At 74.0% G+C, this 26,309-nt stretch carries 24 protein-coding genes; 15 read left to right on the forward strand and 9 right to left on the reverse strand.

What is annotated here, in order from left to right:
- The first annotated feature begins 124 nt into the window (after positions 1 to 124).
- Positions 125 to 625 (forward strand): hemerythrin domain-containing protein, encoded by a 501-nt coding sequence (locus F0L17_RS01720; protein WP_155069461.1) that lies wholly within the window; start codon positions 125 to 127, stop codon positions 623 to 625.
- A 75-nt stretch (positions 626 to 700) separates the two neighbouring features.
- On the opposite strand, the gene F0L17_RS01725 is transcribed toward F0L17_RS01720, so the two are convergent.
- Together F0L17_RS01725 and F0L17_RS01730 are read right to left on the reverse strand one after the other, a co-directional pair.
- Complete coding sequence (locus F0L17_RS01725; RefSeq protein ID WP_155069463.1) at positions 701 to 2,263, reverse strand: sodium:solute symporter family protein; 1,563 nt, start codon at positions 2,261 to 2,263, stop codon at positions 701 to 703.
- Positions 2,264 to 2,500: 237 nt separating this feature from the next.
- Positions 2,501 to 3,448, reverse strand: a complete 948-nt coding sequence (locus F0L17_RS01730) for a 5-dehydro-4-deoxyglucarate dehydratase (protein ID WP_162465658.1) — start codon at positions 3,446 to 3,448, stop codon at positions 2,501 to 2,503.
- Between the two features lie 300 nt (positions 3,449 to 3,748).
- On the opposite strand from F0L17_RS01730, the gene F0L17_RS01735 reads away from it, so the two are divergent.
- Positions 3,749 to 4,588, forward strand: coding sequence for an NAD-dependent epimerase/dehydratase family protein (locus F0L17_RS01735; protein WP_155069467.1), 840 nt, complete (start codon positions 3,749 to 3,751; stop codon positions 4,586 to 4,588).
- A gap of 57 nt (positions 4,589 to 4,645) precedes the next feature.
- On the opposite strand, the gene F0L17_RS01740 is transcribed toward F0L17_RS01735, so the two are convergent.
- Both F0L17_RS01740 and F0L17_RS01745 read right to left on the reverse strand, forming a co-directional pair.
- Positions 4,646 to 5,110, reverse strand: a complete 465-nt coding sequence (locus F0L17_RS01740; RefSeq protein ID WP_238419208.1) for an ATP-binding protein — start codon at positions 5,108 to 5,110, stop codon at positions 4,646 to 4,648.
- 168 nt (positions 5,111 to 5,278) lie between these two features.
- Positions 5,279 to 5,752 (reverse strand): DUF6098 family protein, encoded by a 474-nt coding sequence (locus F0L17_RS01745; RefSeq protein WP_155069470.1) that lies wholly within the window; start codon positions 5,750 to 5,752, stop codon positions 5,279 to 5,281.
- Between the two features lie 314 nt (positions 5,753 to 6,066).
- On the opposite strand from F0L17_RS01745, the gene F0L17_RS01750 reads away from it, so the two are divergent.
- From F0L17_RS01750 to F0L17_RS01760, 3 genes are all read left to right on the forward strand, one after another.
- Entirely contained in the window at positions 6,067 to 7,155 is a 1,089-nt protein-coding gene (locus F0L17_RS01750) for a glycoside hydrolase family 5 protein (protein WP_155069473.1), read from the forward strand.
- 242 nt (positions 7,156 to 7,397) lie between these two features.
- On the forward strand, positions 7,398 to 8,219 hold the full coding sequence (locus F0L17_RS01755; RefSeq protein ID WP_155069476.1) for an SAM-dependent methyltransferase: 822 nt from the start codon (positions 7,398 to 7,400) through the stop codon (positions 8,217 to 8,219).
- Positions 8,220 to 8,568: 349 nt separating this feature from the next.
- Positions 8,569 to 10,776, forward strand: coding sequence for a SpoIIE family protein phosphatase (locus F0L17_RS01760; protein WP_162465659.1), 2,208 nt, complete (start codon positions 8,569 to 8,571; stop codon positions 10,774 to 10,776).
- Between the two features lie 70 nt (positions 10,777 to 10,846).
- On the opposite strand, the gene F0L17_RS01765 is transcribed toward F0L17_RS01760, so the two are convergent.
- A complete protein-coding gene (locus F0L17_RS01765; RefSeq protein ID WP_155069478.1) occupies positions 10,847 to 11,437 on the reverse strand; it encodes a helix-turn-helix domain-containing protein in 591 nt (196 codons plus the stop codon).
- Between the two features lie 100 nt (positions 11,438 to 11,537).
- Between F0L17_RS01765 and F0L17_RS01770 the strand changes: the two genes are divergently transcribed.
- Both F0L17_RS01770 and F0L17_RS01775 read left to right on the forward strand, forming a co-directional pair.
- Positions 11,538 to 12,554 carry an NAD(P)/FAD-dependent oxidoreductase gene (locus tag F0L17_RS01770; RefSeq protein ID WP_155069480.1) on the forward strand — a complete coding sequence of 339 codons (1,017 nt, stop codon included), beginning with the start codon at positions 11,538 to 11,540 and terminating at the stop codon, positions 12,552 to 12,554.
- Positions 12,551 to 13,198 carry a class I SAM-dependent methyltransferase gene (locus F0L17_RS01775; protein ID WP_155069482.1) on the forward strand — a complete coding sequence of 216 codons (648 nt, stop codon included), beginning with the start codon at positions 12,551 to 12,553 and terminating at the stop codon, positions 13,196 to 13,198. Before F0L17_RS01770 ends, F0L17_RS01775 begins: the two co-directional genes overlap by 4 nt.
- Positions 13,199 to 13,270: 72 nt before the next feature.
- On the opposite strand, the gene F0L17_RS01780 is transcribed toward F0L17_RS01775, so the two are convergent.
- Entirely contained in the window at positions 13,271 to 13,699 is a 429-nt protein-coding gene (locus F0L17_RS01780) for an OsmC family protein (RefSeq protein WP_155069484.1), read from the reverse strand.
- A gap of 277 nt (positions 13,700 to 13,976) precedes the next feature.
- The gene (locus F0L17_RS01785) at positions 13,977 to 14,450 is read right to left on the reverse strand and encodes a hypothetical protein (protein WP_238419210.1); all 474 of its coding nucleotides are present in this window, start codon (positions 14,448 to 14,450) and stop codon (positions 13,977 to 13,979) included.
- 144 nt (positions 14,451 to 14,594) lie between these two features.
- Between F0L17_RS01785 and F0L17_RS01790 the strand changes: the two genes are divergently transcribed.
- The 7 genes from F0L17_RS01790 (at position 14,595) to F0L17_RS01820 (ending at position 23,956) form a co-directional block, all read left to right on the forward strand.
- On the forward strand, positions 14,595 to 15,413 hold the full coding sequence (locus F0L17_RS01790) for a YndJ family transporter (RefSeq protein ID WP_162465660.1): 819 nt from the start codon (positions 14,595 to 14,597) through the stop codon (positions 15,411 to 15,413).
- Positions 15,414 to 15,797: 384 nt separating this feature from the next.
- Entirely contained in the window at positions 15,798 to 17,150 is a 1,353-nt protein-coding gene (locus F0L17_RS01795) for a polyprenyl synthetase family protein (protein WP_238419211.1), read from the forward strand.
- Between the two features lie 19 nt (positions 17,151 to 17,169).
- Positions 17,170 to 18,738 (forward strand): phytoene desaturase family protein, encoded by a 1,569-nt coding sequence (gene crtI / locus F0L17_RS01800; RefSeq protein ID WP_155069486.1) that lies wholly within the window; start codon positions 17,170 to 17,172, stop codon positions 18,736 to 18,738.
- Positions 18,735 to 19,760 (forward strand): squalene/phytoene synthase family protein, encoded by a 1,026-nt coding sequence (locus tag F0L17_RS01805; RefSeq protein ID WP_162465661.1) that lies wholly within the window; start codon positions 18,735 to 18,737, stop codon positions 19,758 to 19,760. The genes crtI and F0L17_RS01805 overlap by 4 nt, the downstream gene beginning before the upstream one ends.
- Positions 19,757 to 20,770 carry a DUF5914 domain-containing protein gene (locus F0L17_RS01810; protein WP_162465662.1) on the forward strand — a complete coding sequence of 338 codons (1,014 nt, stop codon included), beginning with the start codon at positions 19,757 to 19,759 and terminating at the stop codon, positions 20,768 to 20,770. The genes F0L17_RS01805 and F0L17_RS01810 overlap by 4 nt, the downstream gene beginning before the upstream one ends.
- A gap of 220 nt (positions 20,771 to 20,990) precedes the next feature.
- Complete coding sequence (locus F0L17_RS01815; RefSeq protein ID WP_162465663.1) at positions 20,991 to 22,295, forward strand: lycopene cyclase family protein; 1,305 nt, start codon at positions 20,991 to 20,993, stop codon at positions 22,293 to 22,295.
- On the forward strand, positions 22,292 to 23,956 hold the full coding sequence (locus tag F0L17_RS01820; RefSeq protein ID WP_155069488.1) for an FAD-dependent oxidoreductase: 1,665 nt from the start codon (positions 22,292 to 22,294) through the stop codon (positions 23,954 to 23,956). Before F0L17_RS01815 ends, F0L17_RS01820 begins: the two co-directional genes overlap by 4 nt.
- 42 nt (positions 23,957 to 23,998) lie before the next feature.
- On the opposite strand, the gene F0L17_RS01825 is transcribed toward F0L17_RS01820, so the two are convergent.
- On the reverse strand, positions 23,999 to 24,382 hold the full coding sequence (locus tag F0L17_RS01825) for an STAS domain-containing protein (RefSeq protein WP_155069491.1): 384 nt from the start codon (positions 24,380 to 24,382) through the stop codon (positions 23,999 to 24,001).
- Between the two features lie 359 nt (positions 24,383 to 24,741).
- Here F0L17_RS01825 and F0L17_RS01830 point away from each other — a divergent pair, with 359 nt between their 5' ends.
- Positions 24,742 to 25,062: a hypothetical protein gene (locus tag F0L17_RS01830; RefSeq protein WP_238419213.1), complete on the forward strand. Its 321-nt coding sequence runs from the start codon at positions 24,742 to 24,744 to the stop codon at positions 25,060 to 25,062.
- Positions 25,063 to 25,215: 153 nt separating this feature from the next.
- Here the strand turns inward: F0L17_RS01830 and F0L17_RS01835 are convergent, their stop codons facing one another.
- On the reverse strand, positions 25,216 to 26,043 hold the full coding sequence (locus tag F0L17_RS01835) for an endonuclease I family protein (protein ID WP_155069493.1): 828 nt from the start codon (positions 26,041 to 26,043) through the stop codon (positions 25,216 to 25,218).
- Positions 26,044 to 26,309: the final 266 nt, after the last annotated feature.

Below are 26,309 nucleotides of genomic sequence, written 5' to 3' on the forward strand. Positions count from 1 at the left end.
TGCGGCCGCGCGCCGCCGGTCGGTGGACCGGTCGAGGAGCGCGGGTGGAATGTCTGACCTGCGAAGGAGAGGGTATCCGCCGGGCCGGACCACACCGAAGCCCACGATGTGAGGAGCCGTCACCATGTCGTCCGACACCGACGTCGTCGAACTGATCCTGCGCGACCACCGCAGGATGGAGGACCTCTTCCGCACCCTGCGCAACGTCGAGGCCGACCGGGCCGGTGCGTTGGCGGAGTTCTCCGCGCTGTTGATCGCCCACGCCCGGGCCGAGGAGGAGAAGGTCTACCCCGCCCTGCGGCGTTACAAGAACGTGGACGACGAGGACGTCGAGCACGGTGTGCACGAGCACCAGGAGGCCAACGAAGCCCTGCTCGCCCTGCTGCGGGTGGAGGACACCGCGTCCGAGGAGTGGGGGGAGAAGCTGGAGGAGCTGGTGACGGCGGTCAACCACCACGCGGACGAGGAGGAGCGCACCCTGCTCAACGACGCGCGGGAGAACGTGAGCGACGAGCGACGCGCACAGCTCGGGAAGGACTTCCACAAGGCCCGCTCGGAACACCTGGCCGCGGACTGCGGGAGCGTGGAGAACGTGCGGGCGATCGTGGAGTCGGCCGACGACTGAGCCCGTTCCCCCTCGCGCCGGGGCGCCCGGACCACCACGTTCCCGTGTGGTCCGGGCGCCCCGGCGCGAGGGCCGTCAGCGGATGGTGAGCGTCTCCGCCACGGCCGCGCCGTCGGAGGCGGGTGGCGCGTCCCGCAACCGCTTCTCCACGGCGGCTCGTTCGGCCTCCGACGGATCGCTGTCGAGGGAGCCGACCAGAAGGTCGCGCGTCGCGCTCCCCTCGGGCCGGACCAGTCCGACGACCAGGTAGAGCACCAGCGAGGTGAGCACGGGGAGGCCGACGTTGGCGGTCTGGGACGCGTCCTCGACGATCCAGTAGAGGTACGCCCAGACGGCGAGGCCGCCGGCCCAGGAGGTCAGGGCCGCCCGCGGGCCGTGGCGCCTGAACCACGGCAGCAGACCGAGCATCAGCGGGATGGAGATCGGCCCCATGGTGGCGGCGACGATGCTGACCACGACCGTCATGATGAAGCCGTCGGGGTCGGTGACGAGGGCGAGCGCCATGCTGGCGGTGACGAAGGCGACGGTGGTGACCCGGGCGAACAGCAGCCGGCCGGCCTGTGTCAGACGGCGCGTGCGCGGGACGAGTACGGGGGCGAGGTCCCGGGTGATGACGGCGGTGATGACGTTGGAGTCGGAGGCGACCATGGCCATGGTGTGGGAGAAGAACCCGGCCAGGAGCAGTCCGATGATGCCCGCGGGCAACAGTTCCTGGGCCAGCATGATGTAGGACTTCTCACCGTCCTCGATCCCGGGGACGACCAGGGGCGCGGCGATCATCGGCAGGAAGAGGACGAACGGCCACACGATCCACAGGAAGCTGGAGAGCAACGCGGACTTCTTCGCCCGGGAACCGGAGGGCGCGGCCATGTAGCGCTGTGCCAGGTTCCACATGCCGCCGTTGTACTCGAAGGTCTTCACCAGCAGGAACGCCATGATCAACCCGCTGGTGACCGGGCCGTTGATCGGGTCGCCGTGGCCGTCGGGCAGGTCGCCCCACATCGTCCAGAGGGTGGCGACGCCGTCGAGGTGGGCGAGGAGCGCGAAGAGCATCGCGAGTCCGGCGACGGCCTGGATGACGAACTGGCCGAAGTCGGTGAGGACATCGGCCCACAGTCCCCCGAAGGCCATGTAGAACATGGTGCAGACGCCGGTCAGGATGATGCCCCACACCAGTGGGATGTCGGCGAAGCCCTGGAGCAGCAGGGCGATGGCCACCCACTTGGCGGCGATGTCGACGACCTTGAGGGCGGCGCCGCTGTAGGCGAGGACCTGTTGGGTGGGCAGGTCGTAGCGGACGGCGAGGTAGGCCAGGGGCGAGTTGACCCCGTGCCGGGCGCGCAGCCGGTTCCAGCGGGCGGCGAAGAGGAAGGCCCCGATTCCGACACCGAGTCCGATGGTGAGGGGCCACCAGAAGTAGACGGTGACACCGTGGTCGTACGCGACCGCCGCGAAGGTCACGAACATGATCGCGCTGTAGCCGGACATGTGGTGCGATATCCCGGAGAGCCACCACGGTATGCGGCCGCCGGCCGTGAAGAAGTCGGCGATGGTGTGAACGCGTTTCCTCGACCACAGGCCGATGGCCACCATCACGAGGAAGTACGCACCCAGCACGATCCAGTCCAGAGTGGCCATGGCGGCTCCTAGTGTTCACATACGTGAATTACTGTCGAGCTCATGAACGGGTGCCGTTACAGTAGAAGCGCCACTCCTGGGCGTCAATACGCGTGGAGCGCTCTCCCGCAAGAAGGACACGGGATCACCTGGTGGAGAGATGTTCACATGCGTGGCCAACGGATGCGCATGTGCCGCACCGCGCCCGGGGGCACGCCCGCGAAGGGCGCACCCCCGGGCGACCGCCGACCGCCGACCTCAGACCGCACCGCGCGGCGCGTCCGCCAGGAGGGCACGCCCACGTTCGACGAGGGCGGCCAACTCCGCCACGTGCTCCTCCTTCGGGTCGCTCAGCGGCGACCGCACCCCACCCACGTCCAGGCCCCGCAGTCGCACCCCGGCCTTGACGAGCGAGACGGCATAGCCGCGCCCCTTGTCCCGCAACTCCACCAGGGGCCGGTAGAAGCCGTCCAGCAGGCGACGCACCGTCGCCTCGTCCCCCTCGGAGAGCGCCCGGTGAAAGGCGAGGGCGATCTCCGGCGCGAAGCAGAAGGCGGCGGAGGAGTAGAGGGTGACCCCGATGCCGCGGTAGGCGGGAGTGGTGAGTTCGGCGGTGGGCAGTCCGTTGAAGTACAGGAACTCCCCGTCGGGGTCCGCGGCGCGCACGGCGCTGATGATCCGCTGCATCAGGTCGAGGTCCCCCACCCCGTCCTTCAGGCCGACGATCCGGGGGTGGCGGGCGAGTTCGGCGACGGTTCCGGGAGCGAGGACCGCGTTGTCGCGCTGGTAGACGACGACGTCCAGCCCCGCCGCGTCGGCGAGGGCGGTGTAGTGGTCCAGCAGTCCCCGCTGGTCGGGCACCACCAGGTAGGGGGGCATGGCGAGCAGCCCGTCGGCGCCCGACTCCCGCGCGGCACGGGCGTACCGGACGGCGAGGGCCGTGCCGTATCCGACCCCGGCGACCACCGGCACCTCTCCCGCGACCTCCTCCACCGCGGCGGACACGCACCGGCGGAACTCCTCGGGCGTCAGGGCGTGGAACTCGCCGGTGCCACAACAGGCGAAGACGGCGCCGGCGCCGGCGTCCACGCCGGCGCGCACGTGCTCGCGGAACACGTCGATGTCGAGATCCCCGTCCGGCCCGTACGCGGTGACGGGGAAGAAGAGCAGACCGTCGAGCCGGGCGGCGAGAGAGGCTGTGGTCACGGTACTCCCTGGGCTTGCGGCAGGGCGGATCATGTCCGCAACTGTGATCGATGTTTATATTTCTGAACAGATACGGTAGGACAGCGCCCTGCGGCGGTCAAGCCGCCCCCTCCTCACGTTCACTCGGCCCTGACGCCCCATCAGAGAGAAAGCGGCCCGGAACAGGTAGGCGTCTACACTTGACGACGCACCGATGACTCCTTAGCGTGCCCATAGCCTTGGACTCCGTCCAAGGATGCGAACTCAGCCATCCACGCGCCGCGCCTCCGCGCCCCGATCCCCGCACCGAGGAGATCGCCCATGCCCGCTCCCCGCACCGTCCTGCTCACCGGCGCAGCCGGCGGCCTCGGCACCCTGATGCGGGAGCTGCTGCCCTCTCACGGATACGCCCTGCGGCTCCTCGACGTCGTCCCCGTCGAGCCGCTTCCCGGCCGGAGCGGACACCCCGCCCCCGACGAGGAGACGATCACCGCCGACCTCGCCGACCGGGAGGCGCTGCGCGAGGCCGTGCGGGGCGTGGACGCCGTCCTCCACCTCGCCGGGATCTCCCTGGAGTCCTCCTTCGACAAGATCCTGCGGGCCAACATCGAGGGCACCTACAACCTCTACGAGGCCGTCCGCGAAGAGGGTGTGCGCCGCGTCGTCTTCGCCTCCTCCAACCACGCCGTCGGCTACACCCCCCGCCCGGGCGAGGGCGATCCGCTGATCCCCGTCGACACCCCGCGCCGCCCCGACACCTTCTACGGCCTGTCCAAGTGCTTCGGCGAGGACCTGGCCCAGCTCTACTGGGACCGGCACGGCATCGAGACCGTGTCCGTGCGCATCGGCTCCTGCTTCCCCGAGCCGAAGACGGTGCGGATGCTCTCCGTCTGGATGAGTCCCGCCGACGGTGCCCGCCTCTTCCACGCCGCGCTGACCGCACCCGACGTCGGCCACACCGTCGTCTACGGCTCCTCGGCCAACACCCGGCTGTGGTGGGACCTCTCCTCGGCGCGCGCGCTGGGATACGAACCGCAGGACGACTCCGAGCCGTACGCGGCGAAGCTCATCGCCGAGCAGGGCGAACTCGACCCCGACAACCCCGAACACGTCCGACTGGGCGGCCACTTCACGACCAACCCGCCCATCTGGCCGCACTGACGGCCCCGGCCGTCCCCCGTTCGGCTTCGACGGTCCGTCGAAGCCGAACGGGGGACGTCACGGTTCGACCGCGATCCGCACCCTGATCCGCTTGCCGATCGGCTCCCGCCGCACGTCGAAGCCCTCGCACTGGGCCAGGACGAGTTCCAGGCCGTGTTGACCGACCCGGCCCGGCTCGGCCGCTCGGGCGATCGGCAGCACCGGGCTGGTGTCCCACACCGTGATCCGCAGTTCGGCCCCGGCCAGCTCCAGGTCCACGCTGCACGGCCCGGGGGCGTACTTGCAGGCATTGGTGACCAGCTCGCTCACCACCAGTCGGGCCACTCCCACCGTGTGGGAGGAGACGGGGACGCCGTGGTCGGCCTGGCCCCGGGCCAGGAAGTCGGCCGTGAACCAGCGGGCCGCCGCGATGGACTCCGGCTCGCCGCCGTAGGCGGCGCAGGCCCGCAGGGCAGGCGGCGTGGCCACCGGTTCCGCGGCGACGCCGTCCGGCGCCCGCTCCCCCTCGACCAGTGTCACCATGTCCGCCCCCTGTCGTCCGTTCCCGTGTGAGCCACGGCGCGTATACCCCGCCCGCACGCCGGTATCCCCACGGGTTTCGCCGTCACCGCCCGACCCGGACGGCCCGGACGCGGCCCGGACGGTCGGCGCCCCCACGGACGCCACGCCCCGAGTCGCGGACATCCGGTCTCAGGACGCGTCGCCCGCCGCTCCGCCGCTCAGCCCCCGGTCCATGGGCCCCCACGCCCCCCGCTGGCGGGCCACCTCCTGCTCGGCGTCGGTGATCACCCGGGCGTCGACCCAGGCGATCGGCACCACCTCCCGGACCAACGGTTCGTTGTCGGGGCCGCGGCCGACCTCACTGCCGCGCAGCACCCAAGGCCTCACCCCCGGCCCCTTCGAGCTGCGCAGATGGCTGTAGTCGTACAGGCGGCGGGCCACCCACAACCGCACGGGCCGACGGGACCACCACGCCTCGACGTCCAAGGCGTTGGCGGACAGGCCGGGCAGGGAAACGCCGGTCAGGTCGTCGGTGCTCGCCATGCCTCCCAGGTCGGCCCGTGGACCGCGGGACCACCGCACGTAGAGGTTCCTGCCGCTCTCCACCAGACGGGCCAACTCGTCGAGCGAGGTGACGGTGGGAAGCTCGGACGGAACGGTCATACCGGGGTTCGCTCCTCGGATCGTGCCTGCCGGCCTTCTGTGGCACCCCCGATGACCAGGCTCTCTCTCCGAGAGGCGGCACCGCCGGGCCGGCACGTGCTCGCGTGCCCACCGATGGGTGCGGAAAACCGGTCCGTGCGCCGGATGGCGCACGGACCGGTCCGGAAGGGGGCGCGGCACGGGGCGGGACGGGCCGGTTCCCGGTGGGGCCTCCCCCGTTTTCGTCGACACCATTGACAGGAAACATTACTGACGATTGTCTACCGAGCGACCGACGCACCTCCCCACAACGCTCGGCCAAGGAGCAGTCAGCGATGTCCGCTTCTCCACGCGCTCGCGCGAAGTCCCTGTTCGCCACCGCGGCGACCCTCGTCTCCACCGCCCTCTTCGGCGGTCTCCTCGCCCTCTCCCCCACAACGGCCGCCTCGGCCGCGTCCGCCCCCGGTACCGGTCCGGCCGTCGCCCCACCCGGCTCGCCGGTGGACGCCAACGGGCGACTCTCGGTGTGTGGCACCAAGCTCTGCAACAGCCACGGCAAGGCCGTCCAGCTGCGCGGCATGAGCACCCACGGCACCCAGTGGTACGCGCACTGCGTCACCGACGGCTCGTTGGACGCCCTCGCCGGCGACTGGCGCGCGGACGTGCTCCGGGTGTCCACCTACGTCCAGGAGGGCGGCTACGAGACGAACCCCCGGTACTTCACCGATCTCGTCCACCGGATCGTCGAGCAGGCCACCGCTCGCGGCATGTACGTGATCGTCGACTGGCACATGCTCAGTCCCGGCGACCCGCACCACAACCTCGACCGTGCCCGGACCTTCTTCACCGAGATCGCGGAGCGTCACCGGGACAAGCCCAACGTCCTGTACGAGATAGCCAACGAACCCAGCGGAGTGAGCTGGACCCGCATCAGGGACTACGCCGAGCGGATCATCCCCGTCATCCGCGCCCAGGACCCCGACGGCGTCGTCCTGGTCGGCACCCGCGCCTGGTCCTCGCTCGGCGTCTCCGAGGGGGCCGACGAGTGGGAGGTGGTCAACGCCCCGGTACGTGCCTCCAACATTATGTACACGTTCCACTTCTACGCGGCTTCGCACCGCGACTGGTACCTGGAGACCCTCTCCCGGGCCGCCGACCGCCTGCCGATGTTCGTCACCGAGTTCGGCACGCAGGACTACGCGGGCGAGGGGCCCAACGACTTCGCCATGGCGCAGCGGTACCTGGACCTGATGGCGGAGAAGAAGATCGGCTGGGTCAACTGGAACTTCTCCGACGACCACCGCTCCGGAGCCGTCTTCCGGGAGGGCACCTGCGCCGCGAACTCCGTCTGGGCCGGCACCTCGGTGCTCAAGGAGGCCGGAGTGTGGATCCGCGCGCGCATGCGCACACCCGACGACTTCTGACCTCCGGCCCCGGCACGAGCCGCCCGGAAGCCCCCGGCCTTCGCCGGTCGTCCCGCGCGGGACGACCGGCGAAGGCCGGTCCGTGCGGGCCGCCTCGGTCACCGGCCGAAACCGGCACCCGGACGGTGGGCGGCGGTCCCGACGCCCTCCCTCCCGTCGTTTCGATCACCCCTGTGGAGAAAGCGAGTTGACGCCGCGTAGGTTGAGCGCAGCAACCATCGGAGCGCAGGGAGGCCGTCCCCATGGCAGACGCAACGTCCACACCCGACCGGGTCTCGCCCCGGATCGACACGACCGTCCCCCACTCGGCCCGGATGTGGGACTACTGGCTGGGCGGCAAGAACTACTACGAGGTCGACCAGGCCGCCGGCGACCAGGTGCGCAGCATCCACCCCGGCATCCTCGACTACGCGCGCGCCGACCGGGCGTTCCTGGGCCGTGCCGTCGGCCACCTGGCGGGCGAGGTCGGGATACGGCAGTTCCTGGACATCGGCACCGGTCTGCCGACGACCGACAACACCCACGAGGTCGCCCAGCGCATCGCCCCGCGGTCGCGCATCGTCTACACCGACAACGACCCCATCGTGCTGGCCCACGCCCGCGCCCTGCTCACCTCCACTCCGGAGGGCGCCACCGACTACCTCGACGCCGATCTGCACGACCCCGACACCATCCTGGAGGGCGCGGCCCGGACGCTGGACTTCTCCCAGCCGATCGCGGTCATGCTGCTGGGCATCGTGATGTTCGTGGAGGACACCGAGCGGGCCCACGCGATCGTGAGGCGACTCATGGACGCGGTTCCCTCCGGCAGTCACCTGGTGCTGTCGCACACCATCACCGCGCCCGGTCTGAGCGACGTGGACGCGGCGGTGGAGTTCTGGAACAGCGTCGGCACGCCGAAGCTGCACCAGCGCACCCCCCAGGAGGTCGAGCGGTTCTTCGACGGCCTGGAGCTGCTGGAGCCCGGCGTGGTGTCGTGCTCGCGGTGGCGCCCCGAGCCCTCTCCCACGGGCGAGCTCCCCGACGAGGTGGCCTTCTACTGCGGCGTGGCCCGCAAGCCCTGAACCAGGCCGGCGCCCGCGCTCCGGTCCACCCCGGCCACCCGCCGGGGCGGACCGGCCACGGTCTCGCTTCCGCTCCCCGGCCGCCGCGCTCCATGGCGCGTCGCCGCACGTCGCGGTGCCTCGGCGTCGCCCCCGGAGTGCCGCTTTCCAATATTTTCCTATCATTTCCTTATGTACTCTTTGGGTGTCTTCCGCCGCTCTCCGAGGCCATCACGCCCCGGCGACACCGACGCCTCCGGCACGGCGGTGACAGCGACGACGGCGGTGCGGGCGGCACGGCCGTGCCGCCCGCTCCGCCCGCACCCCGGGCGGAGCCGCGCCCCCCGAGCGGGCGGGGAGGATTGAGGGGGTGCGAGGGCCCGCCGCCCCCGGATCCGCCGCGGACTTCGGCCTGCGGCTGCTGGAGCCTGTGCTCACCGAGTTGGCGCGCGACACCGGCGCCTCCGGGTACCTGCTCTACCTGCTGCCACCGGGTGAGGGAACGCTGCGGCTCGCCGCCCTGTACGGGGCTCCCCCGGAGATCGCCGCCCCGTGGACCCGAGTGCCGCTGGAGTCCCCGATCCCGGTCGCGGACGCCGTGCGCGAGCGGCGCCTGGTGTGGCTCGGAGGCCGGGAGGAGATGGCGCGCCGCTATCCGCGGCCCGCGCTCGTGCTGCCGTACTCCTTCGTGATGGCCGCCGCCCCGATCGCCACCGACACCGCGACGTGGGGCGGCCTGGCCCTGATGTGGCCGGGGTCCCACGCGCCCCGGCCCAGCCCCCACGAACGGGGTCTGATCTCGGCCGCCTGCCGTCGCCTGGGCCTGCTGCTGGGGCACGCGGCCGACAGCGGGCACCCGGTGCTGCCCGGCCCCCGACCCCACGTGCTGACGCGCCCGCGCACCCACGTCCCCGGACGGAGCGAGGCGCTGGCCGCGGCCGACTTCGCCGAGCGGCTCCCCGGAGGATGCTGCTCGCTGCGCATGGACGGCCGGATCGCCTTCGTCGACTCCGCCGCCGCCGAACTGCTCGGGGCCGACATCGGCGAACTCCTGGGCACCCTGCCCTGGCGCGTCCTGCCCTGGCTGGACGGCCCCGCCTTCGAGGACCGCTACCGAGCCGCGCTGGTCGGCCGCCAGCCCACCTCCTTCACGGCCCTGCGCCCCCCGGACCGCTGGCTCTCCTTCCAGTTGTTCCCGGACGCCACCGGCATCAGCGTCCGGGTCTTCCCGGCCCTGGAACACATCGGGGACCCCCTGCCCCCACCCGGCTCACCGGACGTCGACGACCCCGGGGAGGCCGCGGAACGGACGCGCCCGTCGGTGCCCACCGCGGCGAGCGAGACGACCGCGCTGTACCACCTGATGCACCTGGCCGCCACGCTCACCGAGGCGATCGGCGCGCGGGACGTGGTCGAGCGGGTGGCCGACCAGCTGCTGCCCGCCTTCGGGGCCGAGGGCATCATGCTGTTCGTCGCCGAGCACGGCAGGCTCCGGATCGTCGGTCACCGCGGCTACAGCGCCGAGGTCGCGGAGCGCTTCGACGGGTTGCGGCTGACGACCGGGGAGAGCCCGGCCGCGCGGACCCTGAACACCGGGGTGCCCGCCTTCTTCGGGAGCCCCGAGGAACTGGAGCGGCTCTACCCCGGGCTGACCACCCTGACCGGCAAGGGGGCCTGGGCCTTCCTGCCCCTGATCGTCTCCGGGCGTCCCGTCGGCTCGCTGGTGCTCTCCCACGCCCGTCCCCACACCTTCCCCCCGGACGAGCGCGCCGTCCTCACCTCGATCGCCGGACTGATCGCCCAGGCCCTGGACCGCGCCCGCCTCTACGACGTCAAGGACCAGCTCTCACGTCGTCTCCAGGCCGGGCTGCTGCCCCACACCCTGCCCCGGATCCCCGGCCTGGACGTCGCCTCCCGTTACCTGCCCGCCGGACACGGCATGGGGGTGGGCGGCGACTTCTACGACCTGATCCGTCTCGGCCCCGCCGCGGTCGGCGCGGCCATCGGCGACGTCCAGGGACACAACGTCACCGCCGCCGCGCTCATGGGACAGGTCCGCACCGCCGTCCACGCAACCGCCGGGGCGTCGCCCGGCGAGGTCCTCGCCCGCACCAACCGGCTGCTCACCGATCTGGACCCGGGCCTGTTCACCAGCTGCCTGTACGTCCACATCGACCTGGCGCACCACACCGCCCTCCTGGCCGGCGCCGGGCACCCGCCTCCGGTGCTGCGCCACCCCGACGGACGTGCGGAGGTCCTCGACCTGCCGCACGGTCTGTTGCTGGGCATCGATCCCACCGCCGACTACCCGACGACCGAGATCCCCCTGCCACCGGGCGCGGTCCTCGCCCTGTACACCGACGGGCTGGTGGAGGTGCCCGGCGTCGACCTGGGAGACTCGATCGACGAGCTCGCCGGGCACCTCGAACGGGCCGGACACGAGAGCATGCGCGCCCTGGCCGACACCCTTCTCCGCCGGGTCGGGCAGCCCACCCCGCGCGGCGACGACACGGCCCTGCTCCTCGTCAGCCCCCGGCACGGCACCGGACGCTCCCGGTCCTCCGGCGTCCGGACGTGAACCGCGGCCCGCCCCACCCCGGCGTCCGGGACGGTGCGGGAGGGTGCGGGAGGGTGCGGGACGCGGCGGTTCACCCGGTCGCGGGCCGGGCACGCACGTGCATCCGTTCGCCCTGCGGCCCGAAGATGCTGATGAACTCCACGGGCTCCGTACCGGCGTTGCCGAACCCGTGAGGGGTGCGGGTGTCGAACTCCGCGGCCTCCCCGGCCCGGAGGACGAGGTCGTGTTCGCCCAGGGCCAGGCGCAACCGGCCCGACAGGACGTAGAGCCACTCGTACCCCTCGTGGGTCTGCTGCTCCGGGCGGTCCTCTCCCCCGTACCCGGCGGGCATGACCTGTTTGTAGGCGTGCAGACCGCCCAGGTTGCGGGTGAGCGGCACGAAGGTCTGTCCGTATCGGGTGAAGGGGCGGGGGCGGATCCTGGGGTCGCCCGTCGGAGGCGCTCCGACCAGCTCGTCCAGAGGGACGTCGTAGGCCCTGGCCAGGGGGAGCAACAGTTCCAGGGTGGGTCTGCGCCGTCCGGACTCCAGGCGCGAGAGGGTGCTGACCGAGATCCCCGTGGTCTCGCTCAGTCGGGTCAGCGTGGTGCCCCGCGCCCGGCGCAGTGCGCGCAGTCTCGGCCCCACCTCGGTCAGCACGCTCGTGACCTCGTCTCCCGCCATGTCCACCGTTCCCTCACCCTCTTTTGCCGTTCCGGCAAGGAATTTTGCCGGAAGCTCGGATGCGGGGCGACCCTGTGCCGTGAACGAAGGGATGCGCGACATGACACACCACAACCGTCACCTCGTTTCCTCCGATCCCCCCTCCGCGTACGGCGGACGCCGCCACGACGTGGTGGTCGTCGGCGGCGGCGCCGCCGGACTGAGCGGTGCGCTGGTCCTGGCACGGGCACGGCGTTCGGTACTGGTCGTCGACTCCGGGCAGCCGCGCAACGCCCCCGCGGACGGTGTCCACGGCTATCTGGGACACGAGGGTGTCCCTCCCTCCGAACTCCTGGCCCGGGGCCGCGCGGAGGTGGCCGAGTACGGCGGCGAGGTCGTCCCCGGCACCGTCGTGGCCGCCGAACGGGCCGGGGACGGGTGGTTCCGACTCGTCCTCGACGACGGAACCGCCCTCCTGGCGGGCCGTTTGCTGATCACCACCGGACTGGTGGACGAGTTGCCCGACGTACCCGGTCTCGCCCGACGGTGGGGACACGACGTGCTGCACTGCCCGTACTGCCACGGCTGGGAGGTGCGCGACCGGCCCGTCGGCGTCCTGGCCACCGGACCGCTCGCCGTGCACCAGGCCCTGCTCTGGCGTCAGTGGACCGACGACGTGGTCCTGTTCCGGCACACCGGGCCCGAATTCGACCGGGCGGAGCACGAGCGGCTCGCCGCGCGCGGGATCGCGGTCGTCGACGGGGAAGTGGCCGCGCTGGAGGTGACCGGTGACCGCCTCACCGGGGTGCGACTGGCCGGCGGCCGGACCGTTCCCCGACGGGTGCTGGTGGTCGCCCCACGGCTGACCGCCCGCGGCGGCCTCCTGGCCGGGCTCGGCGTGGAGACCGTCGAGCAGGAGTCCGGCGGCCACGGCATCGGCCGCCACGTCCCCGCCGATGCCACCGGCGCGACCTCCGTGCCGGGGGTGTGGGTGGCGGGCAACGTCACCGTCCTGACCGAACAGGTCGTCGGCGCCGCGGCGGCGGGCGCGCGGGCCGCGGCGGCGATCAACGCCGATCTGATCACCGAGGAGACCGACCGGGCCGTCGCCGCCCGTGCGAAGGAGGCACTGCGATGAGCGGGAACACGAACGGCACCCCGGCCGGGGAGTACTGGGAGGACTTCTACGGCGCGCGCGACCACGTCTGGAGCGGCAGGCCCAATGTCGCCCTGGTGCGCGAGACCGACGGACTGCCCCCGGGAACCGCGCTGGACCTGGGGTGCGGCGAAGGGGCCGACGCGATCTGGCTGGCACGACGGGGCTGGCGGGTCACCGCCGTCGACGTCTCCGGGACCGCCCTGGAACGCGGGGCCGAGCACGCGCGCCGGGCGGGCGTCGCCGACCGGATCGACTGGCGGCGACACGATCTGGCCGAGTCCTTCCCCACCGGTTCCTTCGATCTGGTCTCCACCCATTTCCTGCACTCCCCCGGCGACGTCGAGCTGCCCAGGGAGCGGATCCTGCGCGACGCGGCGGCGGCCGTCTCACCGGGCGGGGTGTTGCTGGTCGTCGGCCACTTCGGCCCTCCTCCCTGGGAGACCGACCACGACCACGACGTGCGCCTGCCCTCGCCCGAGGAGGTCCTGGAGACGCTCGGGCGGCCGGGCCGCGAGTGGGAGCTGCTGGTGTGCGGCGAGCACCGACGCACCGTGACCGGGCCCGACGGGCAGCCGGCCGAACTCACGGACGGCATCGTCGAGCTCCGGCGCCCGGCCGGCTGAGTCCCCCGTCCGGAGGCGGTGCCGTACCGGCGGCGCGCGGGCCCGCCGGACGGGGGCGTCGCGCCCGGGGCGTCAGACCAGCCGCGCGTCCAGGGTGATGTTCTCGACCCCCGCCAGGGCCTGGCTGACCGGGCAGTTGGCCTTGGCGTCCTGGGCGGTCGCCTGGAAGTCCTCCTCGGACAGCCCGGGAACGGTGGCGCGGACGGTCAGCTTGATGGCGGTGATCCCCTCGCCCGGCTGGAAGGTGACGTCCGCCTGGGTGTCGATCCTCTCGGCCGTGTGGCCCTTGCGCGCCAGGGCGCCCGAGAAGGCCATGGAGAAGCAGGAGGAGTGGGCCGCCGCGATCAGCTCCTCGGGGCTGGTCTTGCCACCGGGCTGCTCGGCGCGGGCCGGCCAGCTCACGTCGTAGGTGCCGATCCCGGAGGACTCCAGGGCGACGGTGCCCTTGCCCTCCATGAGGTTGCCCTCCCAGTTGGTCCTGGCGGTACGGGTGGTTGCCATGGCGATCACTCCCGATGGGTCGGTGTGTACGAACCGGACGTGGATGACTGCGGTGATCAGTCTAGGCAGTGCGACGACGGGGTTCCGGCGGACCCGCCGCCGTGCGACGGGGACGCGGGGGCCGGAACGCCCGCGAGGGGAGCCGTGTGGCCGGCGGTTCACCGCGCCGCTGCCGCCCGTTCCCGTGGGCACCCGGCCGGGCGTCTCCCGCGCCCCCGCGGCGGCTCCCTGGGCACGGGGCGGGAACCGGGGGACAAAGCGCGCGGGCGCCCACCGGTCAGAGTTCCGAGCAGATCCGCCGCGCCTCGTCCAGGTCCTTCATCACGTCCGCGTCGAAGTCGAAGACCCTGAGGTGCCGGGCCTGCGCCCGTCGGAGCGCCGTGGCGAGCGGCTCGTACTCCTCGTCGCCCGCGGCGGCCGCCGCCGCGAGGGACACGGCCCCGCCCCAACGGTTCATCGCCTTCTCACCGGCCGGTCCCTCGGTCCCGTAGTCGGACTCCTCGAAGCGGTCGAGGGCACCACAGGCCGCCCGCGCGTCGGCCGACGGGTCGGCCGCGCCCGTCCGCTCCGCGCCGCCGACCTCGTCGGTGAGGGCCCAGGCGGTGCCGACGCCGCCCCCACCGACCAACAGCCCGACGACCACGGCCAGGACGGCCGTTCTCGTGCGCCGACCGGACACCGGGGCGTAGGGCGGGGGAGCCGGCTCGCTCGGGGGGACGGGGGCGGAGAAGGACGGTTGTTGACGCTGCATGGAGTCGAAGGGTACTGCCGCACGACCGGCGGGCCGGCGGCGCCCCGTCACCGGACTCCCGGAGCGAGGGCCGCCCGGCGGCGTGCACGGCTCCGGGCGTAGGGTCGGTGACGGGCCGCAGGATCTCAGGGGGGAGCTTCCGTCGTGACCGTACTGGTGAACCTCGTCGTCATGTTGGGCATGTTGGTCGTCGTCCCCGTCGGGCTGACCCTGATCGACGACTCCGTGCCGGTCCGGGCGCGCCTGTGGTGGCTGCTGGGCGCCGTGCCGGGGGCCGTGTCCCTGTGGTTGCCCCGCGGTGTGCCCGCCACCGTCCTGGCGGCCCTCTACGCCCTGGCCACGGTCGCGCTCGCGCTCCGGGCACCGCTGCGGGTGGCCCGTACGCGGTCGTTCGCCCCGGCGGAGGTCGCCGTGTTGACCGCGCTGGTGACGCCGTCCGTCGCCGGGGTGGCTCTGGTGGCCGAGCGCCACGGGTACGAACTGTTCGGCTTCGGTCTGGGGATCCTGGCCCTGACCGTGCCGCACTTCCACTTCGCCGGGTTCGCCGCGGCGCTGGTCGCCGGGCTCGTCTGCCGGGCCGCGGCGGGGCGGGCGAGCCGGCTGGCGGCGTGGAGCGTACCGGCCGGAACACTGCTCGTCCTGGCCGGATACTTCGTCGACGACTGGGTCGAACTCGCCGGAACCGCCGTGCTGACCGTCGGCATGTGGCTCGTGGGGTACGTCACCTGGCGGGACCCCCGCGTCCGCGGTACGGACCGCACGACCCGAAGGCTGTTGACGGTGTCGGCGGCGGTACTGGTGGCGACCATGCTGCTGGCCCTGAGCTGGGCGGTGGGTGAGGCCACCGGCCTCCCGCACCCCTCCCTGACCTGGATGGCCGCCACCCACGGTCTCGGCAACGCCCTCGGCTTCGCCCTGTGTTCGCTGCTCGCCTGGCGGCGTCTGGCGCGCACCGCGCTCTGAGGCCCGGCGGGGCCACCCCGGCGGCGGAGCCCTCCTCGGCGGCCCCGCCCGGTCCGCTCCGGCGGACGAACGCAGCTCGGTCCGTGCCGAGTCGGTCCTCCCGGCGCGCGGTGCCACGGCGCCCGTGACCGGCGCGGCGTACGACGAGGCGCGGGCTCCCCGTCGTACGCCGTGCCCCGCCTCCGTTTCGCCCCGCGCGCCTCGGGCACCCGCAGGTGGCCGTGCCACGCCTCTCCGCCGTTCGGCACGGGGCGGCGGGCCCGTCCCGCCGACCGTGCCCGTCCGCCGGCCGTGTGCGACGCGGCACGGCGCCGCGGCTTCACCCACTCTCGGAGTCCGAACTGAGAGTATTGCCGTAAATGTCGGGTGTGTAGTTGTATCCGCATGCGCGCCAGGGTGCCCACCCTGCGCCGGGAAGGAGCCGCGATGCGGCAACAGGCCGCCGAACCGGCAGTCGTCCCCGCCACGCCCGCACCCGCACATCCGGCACCGGCCCCCCGGACGCGGGCCGGGGACGGTGCTCCCCGACCGCCCCACCCCGCGGAAGGCCCCCGCGGCGCCTCTCCCCCCGACCCCGTCGCCGATCCCGACCGTGACGTCGCGTCCGCCGTGGAGGCCGTGCTCGACGACTACCTGACGCGGCGGCGCGAGGACGCGGCGCGGACCAGCGACCGCTTCGCCGCCGACATCGCGGACTGTCTGATCGATCTGGTGCGGCGCGGCGGCAAACGGCTGCGCCCGGCCTTCCTGTGGTGGGGCTGGCGGACGGCCGGCGGGCGGCCCGGGGACGGCGAGGCGGAGGCCGTGCTGCACGCGGCCGCGGCACTGGAGTTGGTCCAGGCGTGTGCCCTCGTGCACGACGACCTCATGGACGACTCCCCGTCGCGACGCGGTGCGCCGGCCGCCCACGTGGCCCTCGCCGACCTCCACCGGGCCGGGGGGCTGAGGGGCGACCCCGCCGTCTTCGGTGCCTCCGCCGCCCTTCTGACGGGTGATCTGGCGCTGGTGTGGGCCGAGGACCTGTGGGACGAGGCGTCCCCGTCCCCGGAGGCCCGCCGCCGGACCCGCCCGGTGTGGCGGGCGATGCGCACCGAGATGGTGGCGGGCCAGTACCTGGACCTGCACGGCCAGGCGTCCGGCGCTCCCTCCCCCTCGTCCTCCCTGCGTGTCGCGCACCTCAAGAGCGGGTTGTACACCGTGGAACGCCCACTGCACCTGGGCGCGGCGCTGGCGGACGCCGGCCCGCGGGTCACCGCCGCACTGCGGCGGGCGGGACGGAGCGCCGGGACGGCGTTCCAGCTGCGCGACGACCTGCTGGACGTCTTCGGGGATCCGGCCCGCACCGGCAAGCCGGCGGGCGAGGACGTCCGCCGGGGCAAGTCCACGTACCTGATGGCCGTCGGCCTGCGCCTGGCACGGGGCCGGGGACGTGAGCGGCGGGCGGCCCGGGAGTTGCTCGACCGCGCGCTCGGCGATCCGGTGCTGGGCCACGGGGAGGTGGAGCGGGTACGCGCCGTCCTGACCGAGCTGGGCGCCCGCGCCGCCGTGGAGCGACACATCGCCGAGCTGGCGCAGGATGCGCTGGCCGCCCTGGAGGAGTTGGGACAGCCGGCGGGTCCGAACCTCCCGGCGGGGTCAGAGGACGCCCCCGTCCGGCGACTGGCGTCCCTGGTCCGCGCCGTCCTGGGGGACACGCCCGACGCCCTTGCCGCTCCCGTCACCGCACCCGTCCGTTGAGCGACCGAAGGGATCCCGGATGAAACGGCTGCGCGAACCGAGCGACCACGTCGTCGTGGTCGGAGCGGGCCTGGCGGGGCTGTCCGCCGCGCTGCACCTGCTGGGTGCCGGGCGCTCGGTCACCGTGGTGGAACGGGAGACCGAACCGGGTGGCCGGGCCGGCCGCACGGAGCTGTCGGGGTACCGGGTCGACACCGGCCCCACCGTGCTGACCATGCCCGACCTGATCGACGAGGCCATGTCCGCGGTGGGCGCCAAGCTCTCCGACCGGGTCGAGCTGATCGGTCTCGTCCCGGCCTACCGGGCCCGCTTCGCCGACGGCAGCTCCCTCGACGTGTTCACCGATCCGGAGGCCATGGAAGCCGAGATCAACCGGGTCGTCGGCCCCGCGGACGCCGCCGGGTACCGGCGGCTGCGCCACTGGCTGGAACGCCTGTACCGGGTGCAGATGCGCTCGTTCATCGACGCCAACTTCGACTCCCCGCTCGGGCTGCTCGGCGCCGACCTGGCCCGGCTCGCCGCGCTGGGCGGGTTCGGCACCTGGCACGGGCGCGTCGCGCGCTTCGTCGAGGACGAGCGGCTGCGCCGCGTCTTCTCCTTCCAGGCCCTGTACGCCGGGGTGCCGCCCACCAGGGCCCTGGCCGCGTACGCCGTCATCGCCTACATGGACACCGTCGCCGGCGTCTGGTTCCCGCGCGGCGGCATGCACGCCGTGCCCCGCGCCATGGCGGACGCGGCCGAGGCCGCCGGGGCGCGCTTCGTGTACGGAGCCGAGGTGACGGAGCTGGAGCGCTCCCCGGGTGGGCGCGCGGCGGCCGTCCGCACGTCGGACGGGCGGCGCGTCCCGTGCGACGCGGTGGTGCTCACCTGTGACCTGCCCGTCGTCCACCGGCTGCTGGGCGGTGCCCCACGCCGTCCGGTGCCGCTGCGGTACGCGCCCTCCGCCGTGGTGCTGCACGCCGGTGGCGACCGCACCTGGCCGGACGAGCTCGCCCACCACACCCTGTCGTTCGGAGCCTCCTGGGAGGACACGTTCCGCCGGCTCACCCGGACCGGCGAGCCGATGGACGACCCGTCGCTGCTCGTCACCAGACCCACCGCGACCGACCCCTCGCTCGCGCCGCCGGGCAGGCACCTGCACTACGTGCTCGCGCCCTGCCCGAACCTGGTCACCGGCCCCCGCGACTGGGACCGGATCGGTCCGAGCCACCGCGACGGACTGGTCGCCGAACTGGAGCGTCGGGGACTGACGGGGTTCGGCGACTCGATCGAGGCCGAGCGGTTGGTCACACCGGCCGACTGGGCCCGCCGGGGACACGCGGCGGGCACCCCGTTCTCCGCCGCGCACACCTTCGCCCAGACCGGCCCGTTCCGTCCCCGGAACCTGCCGCGCGGCTGGGACAACGTCGTCCTGGCCGGCTGCGGCACCACCCCCGGCGTCGGGGTGCCGACGGTGGTGGTCTCCGGCAAGCTCGCCGCCGCCCGCGTCACCGGCCCTCCCGGCCGCGCGCCCGCGGGGACGAGCGGCACGGCGACCGCGTCCCGGGCGACGGTCGCGCGGGACACCGCCGAGGGGGCCACGGCGTGACCGCCCGCGAGCTGGACGCGGCGGGCGTCCACGACCCGGCGCTGCGCGCCGCCTACAGCCGGTGCCGGCAGCTCAACGCCCGTCACGGCAGGACGTACTTCCTCGCCACCCGGCTGCTGACCCCGCGCCAGCGCCCGTCCGTGCACGCCCTGTACGGCTTCGCGCGCTGGGCCGACGACATCGTCGACGACCTCGACGCCGGTCTCGCCGCGGAGCGGCGCGCGGCGGCCCTGGCGGAGTTGGGCGGGACGCTCTCCGAGGCGCTGCGCACCGGCCGCAGCGACCACCCCGTGATCGCCGCCCTGGTCGACACCGCGGCGCGCCACGCCATCGACCCCCGGCACTTCGCCGACTTCATGCGTTCGATGGAGATGGATCTGCGCGTCACCGAGTACGCCACCCACGAGGACCTGATGGACTACGTGCACGGCTCGGCGGCCGTGATCGGCCTCCAGGTACTGCCCGTGCTGGACACGGTGGTGCCGCGCGAGGAGGCCGCCCCGCACGCCGCGGCCCTGGGCGTCGCCTTCCAGCTCACCAACTTCCTGCGGGACGTGGGCGAGGACCTGGACCGGGGTCGGATCTACCTGCCGCTGGACCGGCTCGCCGCGCACGGCGTCGACCGGGAACTGCTGCTGTGGTGTCGCCGCACCGGACGCACCGACCCCCGGGTGCGGGCCGCGCTGCGGGAGCTGTGCGAGACCACCCGCGGCGTCTACCGGGAGGCGGAGCCCGGCATCGGCATGCTGCATCCCGTCTCCCGGCCCTGTGTGCGCACCGCGTTCGTCCTCTACGGGGAGATCCTGGACCGGATCGAGGACGCCGACTACGCGGTGCTGCGCCGGCGCGCCGTGGTGTCCCGGCGCCGGAGGGCGGCCGTGGCGCTCGGCGGGTTGGCCGGCCTCGCCGTCTCCCGTGCCCGTGGTTCCCTCACCGGTGACCTGCCCGGCGCGCCCACCGGCGGCGGAGGGCCCCGGCGTGTCCGGGGCGCCCGTCCCCGCGGAGGAGGAGTCCCGTCGTGAAGCGTCCGACCGCCCGGCGCCGTTGGCGCAGTCCGCTGCGGTTGATCCCCGACCCCGGCCGGAGCCGTCGGGAGCCCACCTGGCGCGCGGCCCGGCCCCGTCTCGTCGCCGACGCGTTGAAGCGGGCCACGGCCCGGCCCTCGGGCAACTGGTACGTGGTGGCCGCCGGTCGGGAGATCCGTCCGGACCGTCCGTTCGGGCGGACGGTCGCCGGGGTGGAGGTCGTCGCGTGGCGGACGGGTTCGGGCCGGGTGGTGGCCGGGCCGGGCGCCTGCCCGCACCTGGGAGCGCCGCTGTGCGAGAGCGTGGTGGAGGCCGGACGGTTGATCTGCCACTGGCACGGCCTGGCCCTGACCGGGGACGGCATGCCCGGCTGGGAGACCTTTCCCGTGCACGACGACGGAGTGCTGGTCTGGGTGCGCCTGGACTCCGCCGGCGGCGAGGAGCCCACGGAACGCCCCTGTCTGCCGGAGCGCCCGGACGTGGCCGCCTCGGTGGACGCGGTGACGACCGTGGTGGGCGACTGCGAGCCGGAGGACGTGGTGGCCAACCGGTTGGACCCCTGGCACGGTGCCTGGTTCCACCCCTACGCCTTCACCCGTCTGACGGTCGTCGAGGAGCCCGACCCGGCCGTCAACGGGGACCGCTTCCTGGTGGACGTGGCCTACCGCGTCGGATCGTGGGCCGGGGTGCCGGTACGGGCGGAGTTCACCGCTCCGGAGCCGCGCACGGTGGTGATGCGCATCGTCGCCGGCGAGGGCGAGTCGTCCGTGGTGGAGACCCACGCCACGCCGCTCACCGCGCCCGGCGACCCCAACCCGCGCACCGCCGTGATCGAGGCCGTGCTGGCCACCTCCGGGCGTCCCGGCTTCGCCGTCGCCCGAGCCGCCGCGCCGCTGCTGCGCCCCCTGGTGCGGCGGGCCGCGGCCCGGCTGTGGCGCGACGACCTGGCCTACGCCGAGCGCCGCCGCCTGCTGCGGGAGCGGGGGCGCTTCCCCGGGGCGACGTGACGGTGGGCGGCGAACACCGCGTCGAAGGGGCCGCGCACGCTCCGCCCGGGGCGCGGTGACCGGCAGCGCGGCGGTGGACGCGCCGGCGCGCGGCCGCGGGGGCGTGGCCGGGGCGGGACGGGTACCCGGCGGGTGGTGGCGGGAGCGCGCCCGTGCGGGAGCGGCCGGGGGAGGGACGGAACGGACGGGGCGGAGGGAACGCCCGGGAAAGGGGACGGTGGTGACGGACGCGGACGTCGTCGTGGTCGGCGCGGGCGCGGCGGGCCTGTCGTTGGTCGAGCACCTGTCGACCGCCGGGCTGCCCCGGGAGTACGGCATCGTGGTGGTGGAGCCGCCCCCGGGCCCCGGGCGCAGCCCCGACCGCACCTGGTGCTTCTGGGAGGACGAGGCTCCGGACGGCGGCGAGCCCGCCGACTCCGACGGGCTCGCCGGGCTGGTCACCGCCTCCTGGGGACGGCTGGTGGTGCGCGCCCCCGACGGGGGCACCGCAGGCGGTGCCTCCCCCCGGCGTTACCGGATGGTTCGTTCCCCCGACTTCCTCCGCGCGGCCGACGTCCGACTGTCCGCGGATCCGCGGGTGACCCGGGTCCGGGGCACCGTGACCGGGATCGACGACGGTCCGCACGGCGCGCGGGTGACCGGTGTCGGCGCCGACGGACGGCCCTTCGCCGTGACCGGTCGCTGGGTCTTCGACTCCCGCCCGCCGAGGAGGCTGCCACCCGCCCGCACCACCTTGCTCCAACACTTCCGGGGCTGGTTCGTGCGCACCGAGGAGGACCGGTTCGACCCGGGGACGGCCGAACTGATGGATCTGCGCACCCCCCAGCCCCGGCGCGGCCTCTCCTTCGCCTACGTGCTGCCGTTCTCGTCACGCGAGGCCCTGGTGGAGTACACCGAGTTCGCGCCCTCCGTCCTGGACGACGAGGGCTACGAGGCGGCTCTGCGGCACTACACGCGGCGGGTGCGGCCGTTGGGCGCCCTCACCGTCACCGGTGTCGAGCAGGGCGTCATCCCCATGACCGACGGACGCTTCCCACGCCGGGTCGGGAGGTCGGTGTTCCGCATCGGCACGGCCGGTGGCGCGACCCGTCCCGCCACCGGCTACACCTTCGCCACGGTCCGACGCCAGAGCGCCCGGATCGCCGCCGCGTTGGCCGACGGCCGCGTCCCGTCGCCGCCCCGGCCCCACGCCCGCCGTCACCTGGCCATGGACGCCGCCCTGCTGCGCGCCCTGGCCACCGGCCGGATCGACGGGGCGGCGTTCTTCGCCGACCTCTTCCGCCGCAACCCCCTCCCCAGCGTGCTGCGTTTCCTCGACGGAGGCTCCTCCCCGCGCGAGGAGGTGGCGATCGGGCTGCGCTCCCCCGTGTGGCCGATGGCCCGTTCCCTGGTCGAACTCCCCCTGGTGCGCCGTCGGCCGTCCGCCGGCGGCGGCCCGCGCGGGCCCGTGGCCCCTCTCCGGCCTCCCGGCGCCGCCCGTCCCGCCGGTCCCCTCGACCCCACCCGTGGAAAGGCCCCCCGTTGAGGTTCCCGTACCCGCTTCCGTTCCGCTTCCCGCGCCCCGCGGGGTTCGACGGCCGTCCCCGGCTCGCCCGCGACCGCCGTGCCGTCCACCGGCCCGCCCCCGCCGGCGCGCCGGCGGTCTCCGGCCGGGTGCGTGCCGCCGTGGTGGGCGGCGGCATCGCCGGTCTCACCGCCGCCACCGCGCTGGCCGAACGCGGTGTGGCGGTGGACCTGATGGAACGCCACGACGTCCTGGGCGGACGCGTCGCCGGTTGGCCCACGCGGCTCGCCGACGGCACGACCGTCACCATGAGCCGTGGTTTCCACGCCTTCTTCCGGCAGTACTACAACCTGCGGAACCTGCTGCGCCGTGTCGATCCGGACCTGTCGATGCTCACACCGCTGCCCGACTATCCGCTCTGGCACGGCGACGGCGCACGGGACGGTTTCGCCCGCGTTCCGCGGACCCCGCCGTGGAGCGTCCTGGGCTTCACGGCGCTCAGCCCGACGTTCACCCCCTCGGGGCTGGCGGGGATGGCCCCCCGCGCGGCGCTGCCCCTGGTGGACGTGCGGGTCCCGGACGTCCACGAACGGCTCGACGGCGTCGGTGCCGCCGACTTCCTGGACTCCGTGGGCTTCCCGGAAGCGGCCCGGCACCTGGCCTTCGAGGTGTTCTCCCGCAGTTTCTTCGCCGATCCGCGCGAGCTGTCGGCCGCCGAGCTGGCGCTGATGTTCCACATCTACTTCCTGGGCTCGGCCGAGGGACTGCTCTTCGACGTGCCGAACGAGCCGTTCCCCACCGCCCTGTGGGATCCGTTGGCCCGGCGGCTGGAGCGGCTGGGCGTCGCCGTCCGCACCGGCACCGCCGTGCGGGCGGTGCGTCCGGAGCGGGACGGCTTCACCGTCGTCTCCGGTGACGGCGGCAGCGGGTCGGGGGCGGGCGGCGAGCGGGCCGAGCGCTACGACGCGGTCGTGCTCGCCCTGGACGGTGCGGGGCTGCGGGACCTGGTCGAGGGCTCCCCGGGCCTGGGCGGCCCCGGTTGGCGGGCGGCGGTGGCCCGGCTGCGGGAGGCCCCGCCGTTCCTGGTCTCCCGCTACTGGCTGGACCGCCCCGTGGCCCCCGACCGTCCCGGTTTCCTGGGCACCGGCGGCTACGGGCCGCTGGACAACGTCAGCGTCCTGGAACGCTGGGAGGGCGAGGCCGCCCGCTGGGCCGCGCGGACGGGCGGCAGCGTGGTCGAACTGCACGCCTACGCCGTCGCTCCCGGGGCCGACCGCGACGCCGTGCGGCGACGTCTGGTGGCCGAGCTCGCCCGCGTCTATCCGGAGACGGCCGACGCCTGTGTCGTCGACGAACGGCACGAGTGGCGGCGGGACTGCCCGCTGTTCGCCACCGGCACCTGGCGGGACCGCCCCGGGGTGCGCACCGGTCACCCCCGCCTCGTGCTCGCCGGCGACCTGGTGCGCACCCCGCTGCCGGTCGCGCTGATGGAACGGGCGGCCACCACCGGCTTCCAGGCGGCCAACGCCCTGTTGGCCACGTGGGGGGTGCGCGGGCACCCCCTGTTGACGGTGCCGCTCAGGGGGCGTTCGGCCCCGCTGCGCCTGCTGGCCGCGGCCTGGGGACGCCCTCCCTCCCCGGCGGACACCCGGGCCTTCCGGGGCGTCGCGGGAGTTCGGTGAGCGGTGAGCGGTGACCGGGGCCGTGGGCGCGGTCGGACTCGGTCAGCCGTCGCCCGACCGGTCCTCGGCCCCACCGTCCCCTTCGACGGGAGAGGTGAGGTGGGTGAGGGTGCCGGTGATGTCGAGCAGCCGTTCCAGGAACGGCGGCCGACGGTCGAGGTGGAACCGGGCGCCGTGGTCGCCCGCGAGACGGTGGACCCGCAGCAGGGCGGACAGTCCGGTGGAGTCGCAGGATCTCGCTCCGGCCAGGTCGAGGTGGAGGTCGTCGGGCGCTTCCGCCCCCGCTCCCGGGGCCAGGTACCGCCGCGCGGCCTCCACCAGGGCTTCGGAGGTGTCGTAGTCCAGGTCGCCGGCGACGAGGAGGCGGACCGCTCGGGGAGCGGTCTCGACGGTGAGGCTGAAGGACGGGCGCTGGGCGGGGGTCATGCGGGCTTTCCGGGGCTGGGGTCTTCGGGGCCGGGTCGTCGTCCGGGCTGCCGCGGTCGTTCGGTCCTCGTCGAGGTCCCCAAGGGCGGCCCGGGAACGCCCGGTGCCGGGTGCGGGGAGACCGTACGGGAGCCCTCCGACCGGCCAGGATACCCACGCCCGGGTGACGCCCCGGGCCGGCGGAGCGCCACGTCCCGCCGGGCGCCCTCCGCGGGCCGCGTCCGGCGGGAGGAGGCGGGTCGCCGCGCTCGGCCCGGTCCCGTGCGGCGGTTCCCCCCGGCCGTGGGGAACAAAGGTGGCGCCGGGCGGCGCTGTCAACGATGAACGTCCGGCGGTGCGAGAGGAAAGGCGTGGGAACGATGGCGGAGACAGGACGGACGCACGGCCACCCGGCCGACCAGGCGTCGATGCTGACCTCCTGCGCTCGGCGGATCACCGTGAAGTGTCTGCGGCTGCCCACGGCGGGCCGGCCGATCAGTCGCGTCACCCTGGACCTGGGCCCGGAGGACGACGGGGTGCCGGGCACCTGGACGGCGCTGACTCCCCGGGAGGCGCGCGAGCTGGCGAGGCGGCTCCTGGACCAGGCGGCCGCCGCCGATCGGGACGCGGCCGCCGTCCGTGCGGAGGATCCCGGCACGACCTCCTCCCCCTGCGGTCCGTCGACGGGCCACGCGGCCTGACCCGGGCCCGGCCCGCACGGCCCCGGTCGGCTCCCACGGGCCCCTCGGCCCCGCCGGTCCCGGAAGGGATCGGCGGGGCCGGGCCGCCTCACCGGGTCGAGGGGGTTCCCCCGGTCGGGGCGGCCCCGTGCCCGGCATCGGCGTCACATGCCGTCACCAGATGGCCTCGACCCACTCCGGGTGGTCGATGAACGGGTTCCGGTTGTGCTGGTAGTGGCGGTGGATGACCTCGTTGCGGTTCCGCTCGAAGGAGTCCGGCGGGTCCTGCCGGTGCCACTGCTTCAGAACGTCGAGACGACCGTGGTACGGGGCGGAGCCGTTGCCCACCCGGTCGTTGGGCTCCAGGTCGGCGAATCCGTCGTCGCCCTCGTAGCGCACGGCCATGTAGAGGATCATGCGGGCGACGTCTCCCTTGACCGCGTCACGGGGCTCGAAGCTGTCGCCGTCGGTGTGGTTGCCGGGGGCGCCGGAGACCGGGTCGCCGCCGTTGTCGAAGTCCTTGTTGCCGCGAATGCTGTTGATCCGGACGTCCGTGGGGCGCAGGTGGTGCAGGTCGGTGCCGGGTCCGGTGACGGTGCCGAAGTCCCCGTGCGACTTGGCCCAGACGTGTTCGCGGTTCCAGTCGCCCAGGTTCCCGCCGTGCTCGGACTTCGCCTGCGATCGCCCGGTGTACAGCAGGATCACGTTGTCCGGGTTGGCGGGGTCCTCGTCGGTGTCGCCGAGGGCGTCCCACACCTGGCGGTAGGAGAGCTTGGTCTGGTTGTCGATGATGTCGTGCAGGGCCGCCTTCAACGCCTCACCGGTCTTCCCCTGCGCGGGGGCGTAGTAGTCCTCCGACGCGGCGGAGACGGGAGCGGTGGGAGCGTCGGCGGGGGCCGGAGCGGCCGACACGGGGACGGGGGCGGCCACGGCCAGCAGTGCCGCCGCGGCCAGTCCTATGCCTCCGGCCACGGAGCGTCGGGAAGCGCGGGAACGGGACATGTGGGGGTGCCCTTTCGACGAGCCCCTGTTCGGGACTGCTCACGGATGTTCGATATGCGGAGCCTTCCATAGCGGCATGTCCCTGCCAACAGCACGGCACGGGAAGATCGTGTGACCGTTGCGGGAACGCCGCGCGTCGCGACCCGACCGGGACGCGACGGACGGTTCCGCGCGCTCGCCGCCCGTCCGACCTCCCACGGCCGCCGGTACCCCCCGTGGGGGCGACGGCCCCGTTCCGGGTCCGACGCACCGGTGCGTCGGACCCG

The organism is Streptomyces taklimakanensis (assembly GCF_009709575.1).
Classification (GTDB): domain Bacteria; phylum Actinomycetota; class Actinomycetes; order Streptomycetales; family Streptomycetaceae; genus Streptomyces; species Streptomyces taklimakanensis.

Bases quoted from the DNA above. Each gene is read 5' to 3' on its own strand.
- F0L17_RS01720 (WP_155069461.1), top strand. From the start codon at position 125: ATGTCGTCCGACACCGACGTCGTCGAACTGATCCTGCGCGACCACCGC.
- F0L17_RS01725 (WP_155069463.1), bottom strand. From the start codon at position 2,263: ATGGCCACTCTGGACTGGATCGTGCTGGGTGCGTACTTCCTCGTGATG.
- F0L17_RS01735 (WP_155069467.1), top strand. From the start codon at position 3,749: ATGCCCGCTCCCCGCACCGTCCTGCTCACCGGCGCAGCCGGCGGCCTC.
- F0L17_RS01740 (WP_238419208.1), bottom strand. From the start codon at position 5,110: ATGGTGACACTGGTCGAGGGGGAGCGGGCGCCGGACGGCGTCGCCGCG.
- F0L17_RS01745 (WP_155069470.1), bottom strand. From the start codon at position 5,752: ATGACCGTTCCGTCCGAGCTTCCCACCGTCACCTCGCTCGACGAGTTG.
- F0L17_RS01750 (WP_155069473.1), top strand. From the start codon at position 6,067: ATGTCCGCTTCTCCACGCGCTCGCGCGAAGTCCCTGTTCGCCACCGCG.
- F0L17_RS01755 (WP_155069476.1), top strand. From the start codon at position 7,398: ATGGCAGACGCAACGTCCACACCCGACCGGGTCTCGCCCCGGATCGAC.
- F0L17_RS01765 (WP_155069478.1), bottom strand. From the start codon at position 11,437: ATGGCGGGAGACGAGGTCACGAGCGTGCTGACCGAGGTGGGGCCGAGA.
- F0L17_RS01770 (WP_155069480.1), top strand. From the start codon at position 11,538: ATGACACACCACAACCGTCACCTCGTTTCCTCCGATCCCCCCTCCGCG.
- F0L17_RS01775 (WP_155069482.1), top strand. From the start codon at position 12,551: ATGAGCGGGAACACGAACGGCACCCCGGCCGGGGAGTACTGGGAGGAC.
- F0L17_RS01780 (WP_155069484.1), bottom strand. From the start codon at position 13,699: ATGGCAACCACCCGTACCGCCAGGACCAACTGGGAGGGCAACCTCATG.
- F0L17_RS01785 (WP_238419210.1), bottom strand. From the start codon at position 14,450: ATGCAGCGTCAACAACCGTCCTTCTCCGCCCCCGTCCCCCCGAGCGAG.
- F0L17_RS01795 (WP_238419211.1), top strand. From the start codon at position 15,798: ATGCGCGCCAGGGTGCCCACCCTGCGCCGGGAAGGAGCCGCGATGCGG.
- crtI (WP_155069486.1), top strand. From the start codon at position 17,170: ATGAAACGGCTGCGCGAACCGAGCGACCACGTCGTCGTGGTCGGAGCG.
- F0L17_RS01825 (WP_155069491.1), bottom strand. From the start codon at position 24,382: ATGACCCCCGCCCAGCGCCCGTCCTTCAGCCTCACCGTCGAGACCGCT.
- F0L17_RS01830 (WP_238419213.1), top strand. From the start codon at position 24,742: ATGGCGGAGACAGGACGGACGCACGGCCACCCGGCCGACCAGGCGTCG.
- F0L17_RS01835 (WP_155069493.1), bottom strand. From the start codon at position 26,043: ATGTCCCGTTCCCGCGCTTCCCGACGCTCCGTGGCCGGAGGCATAGGA.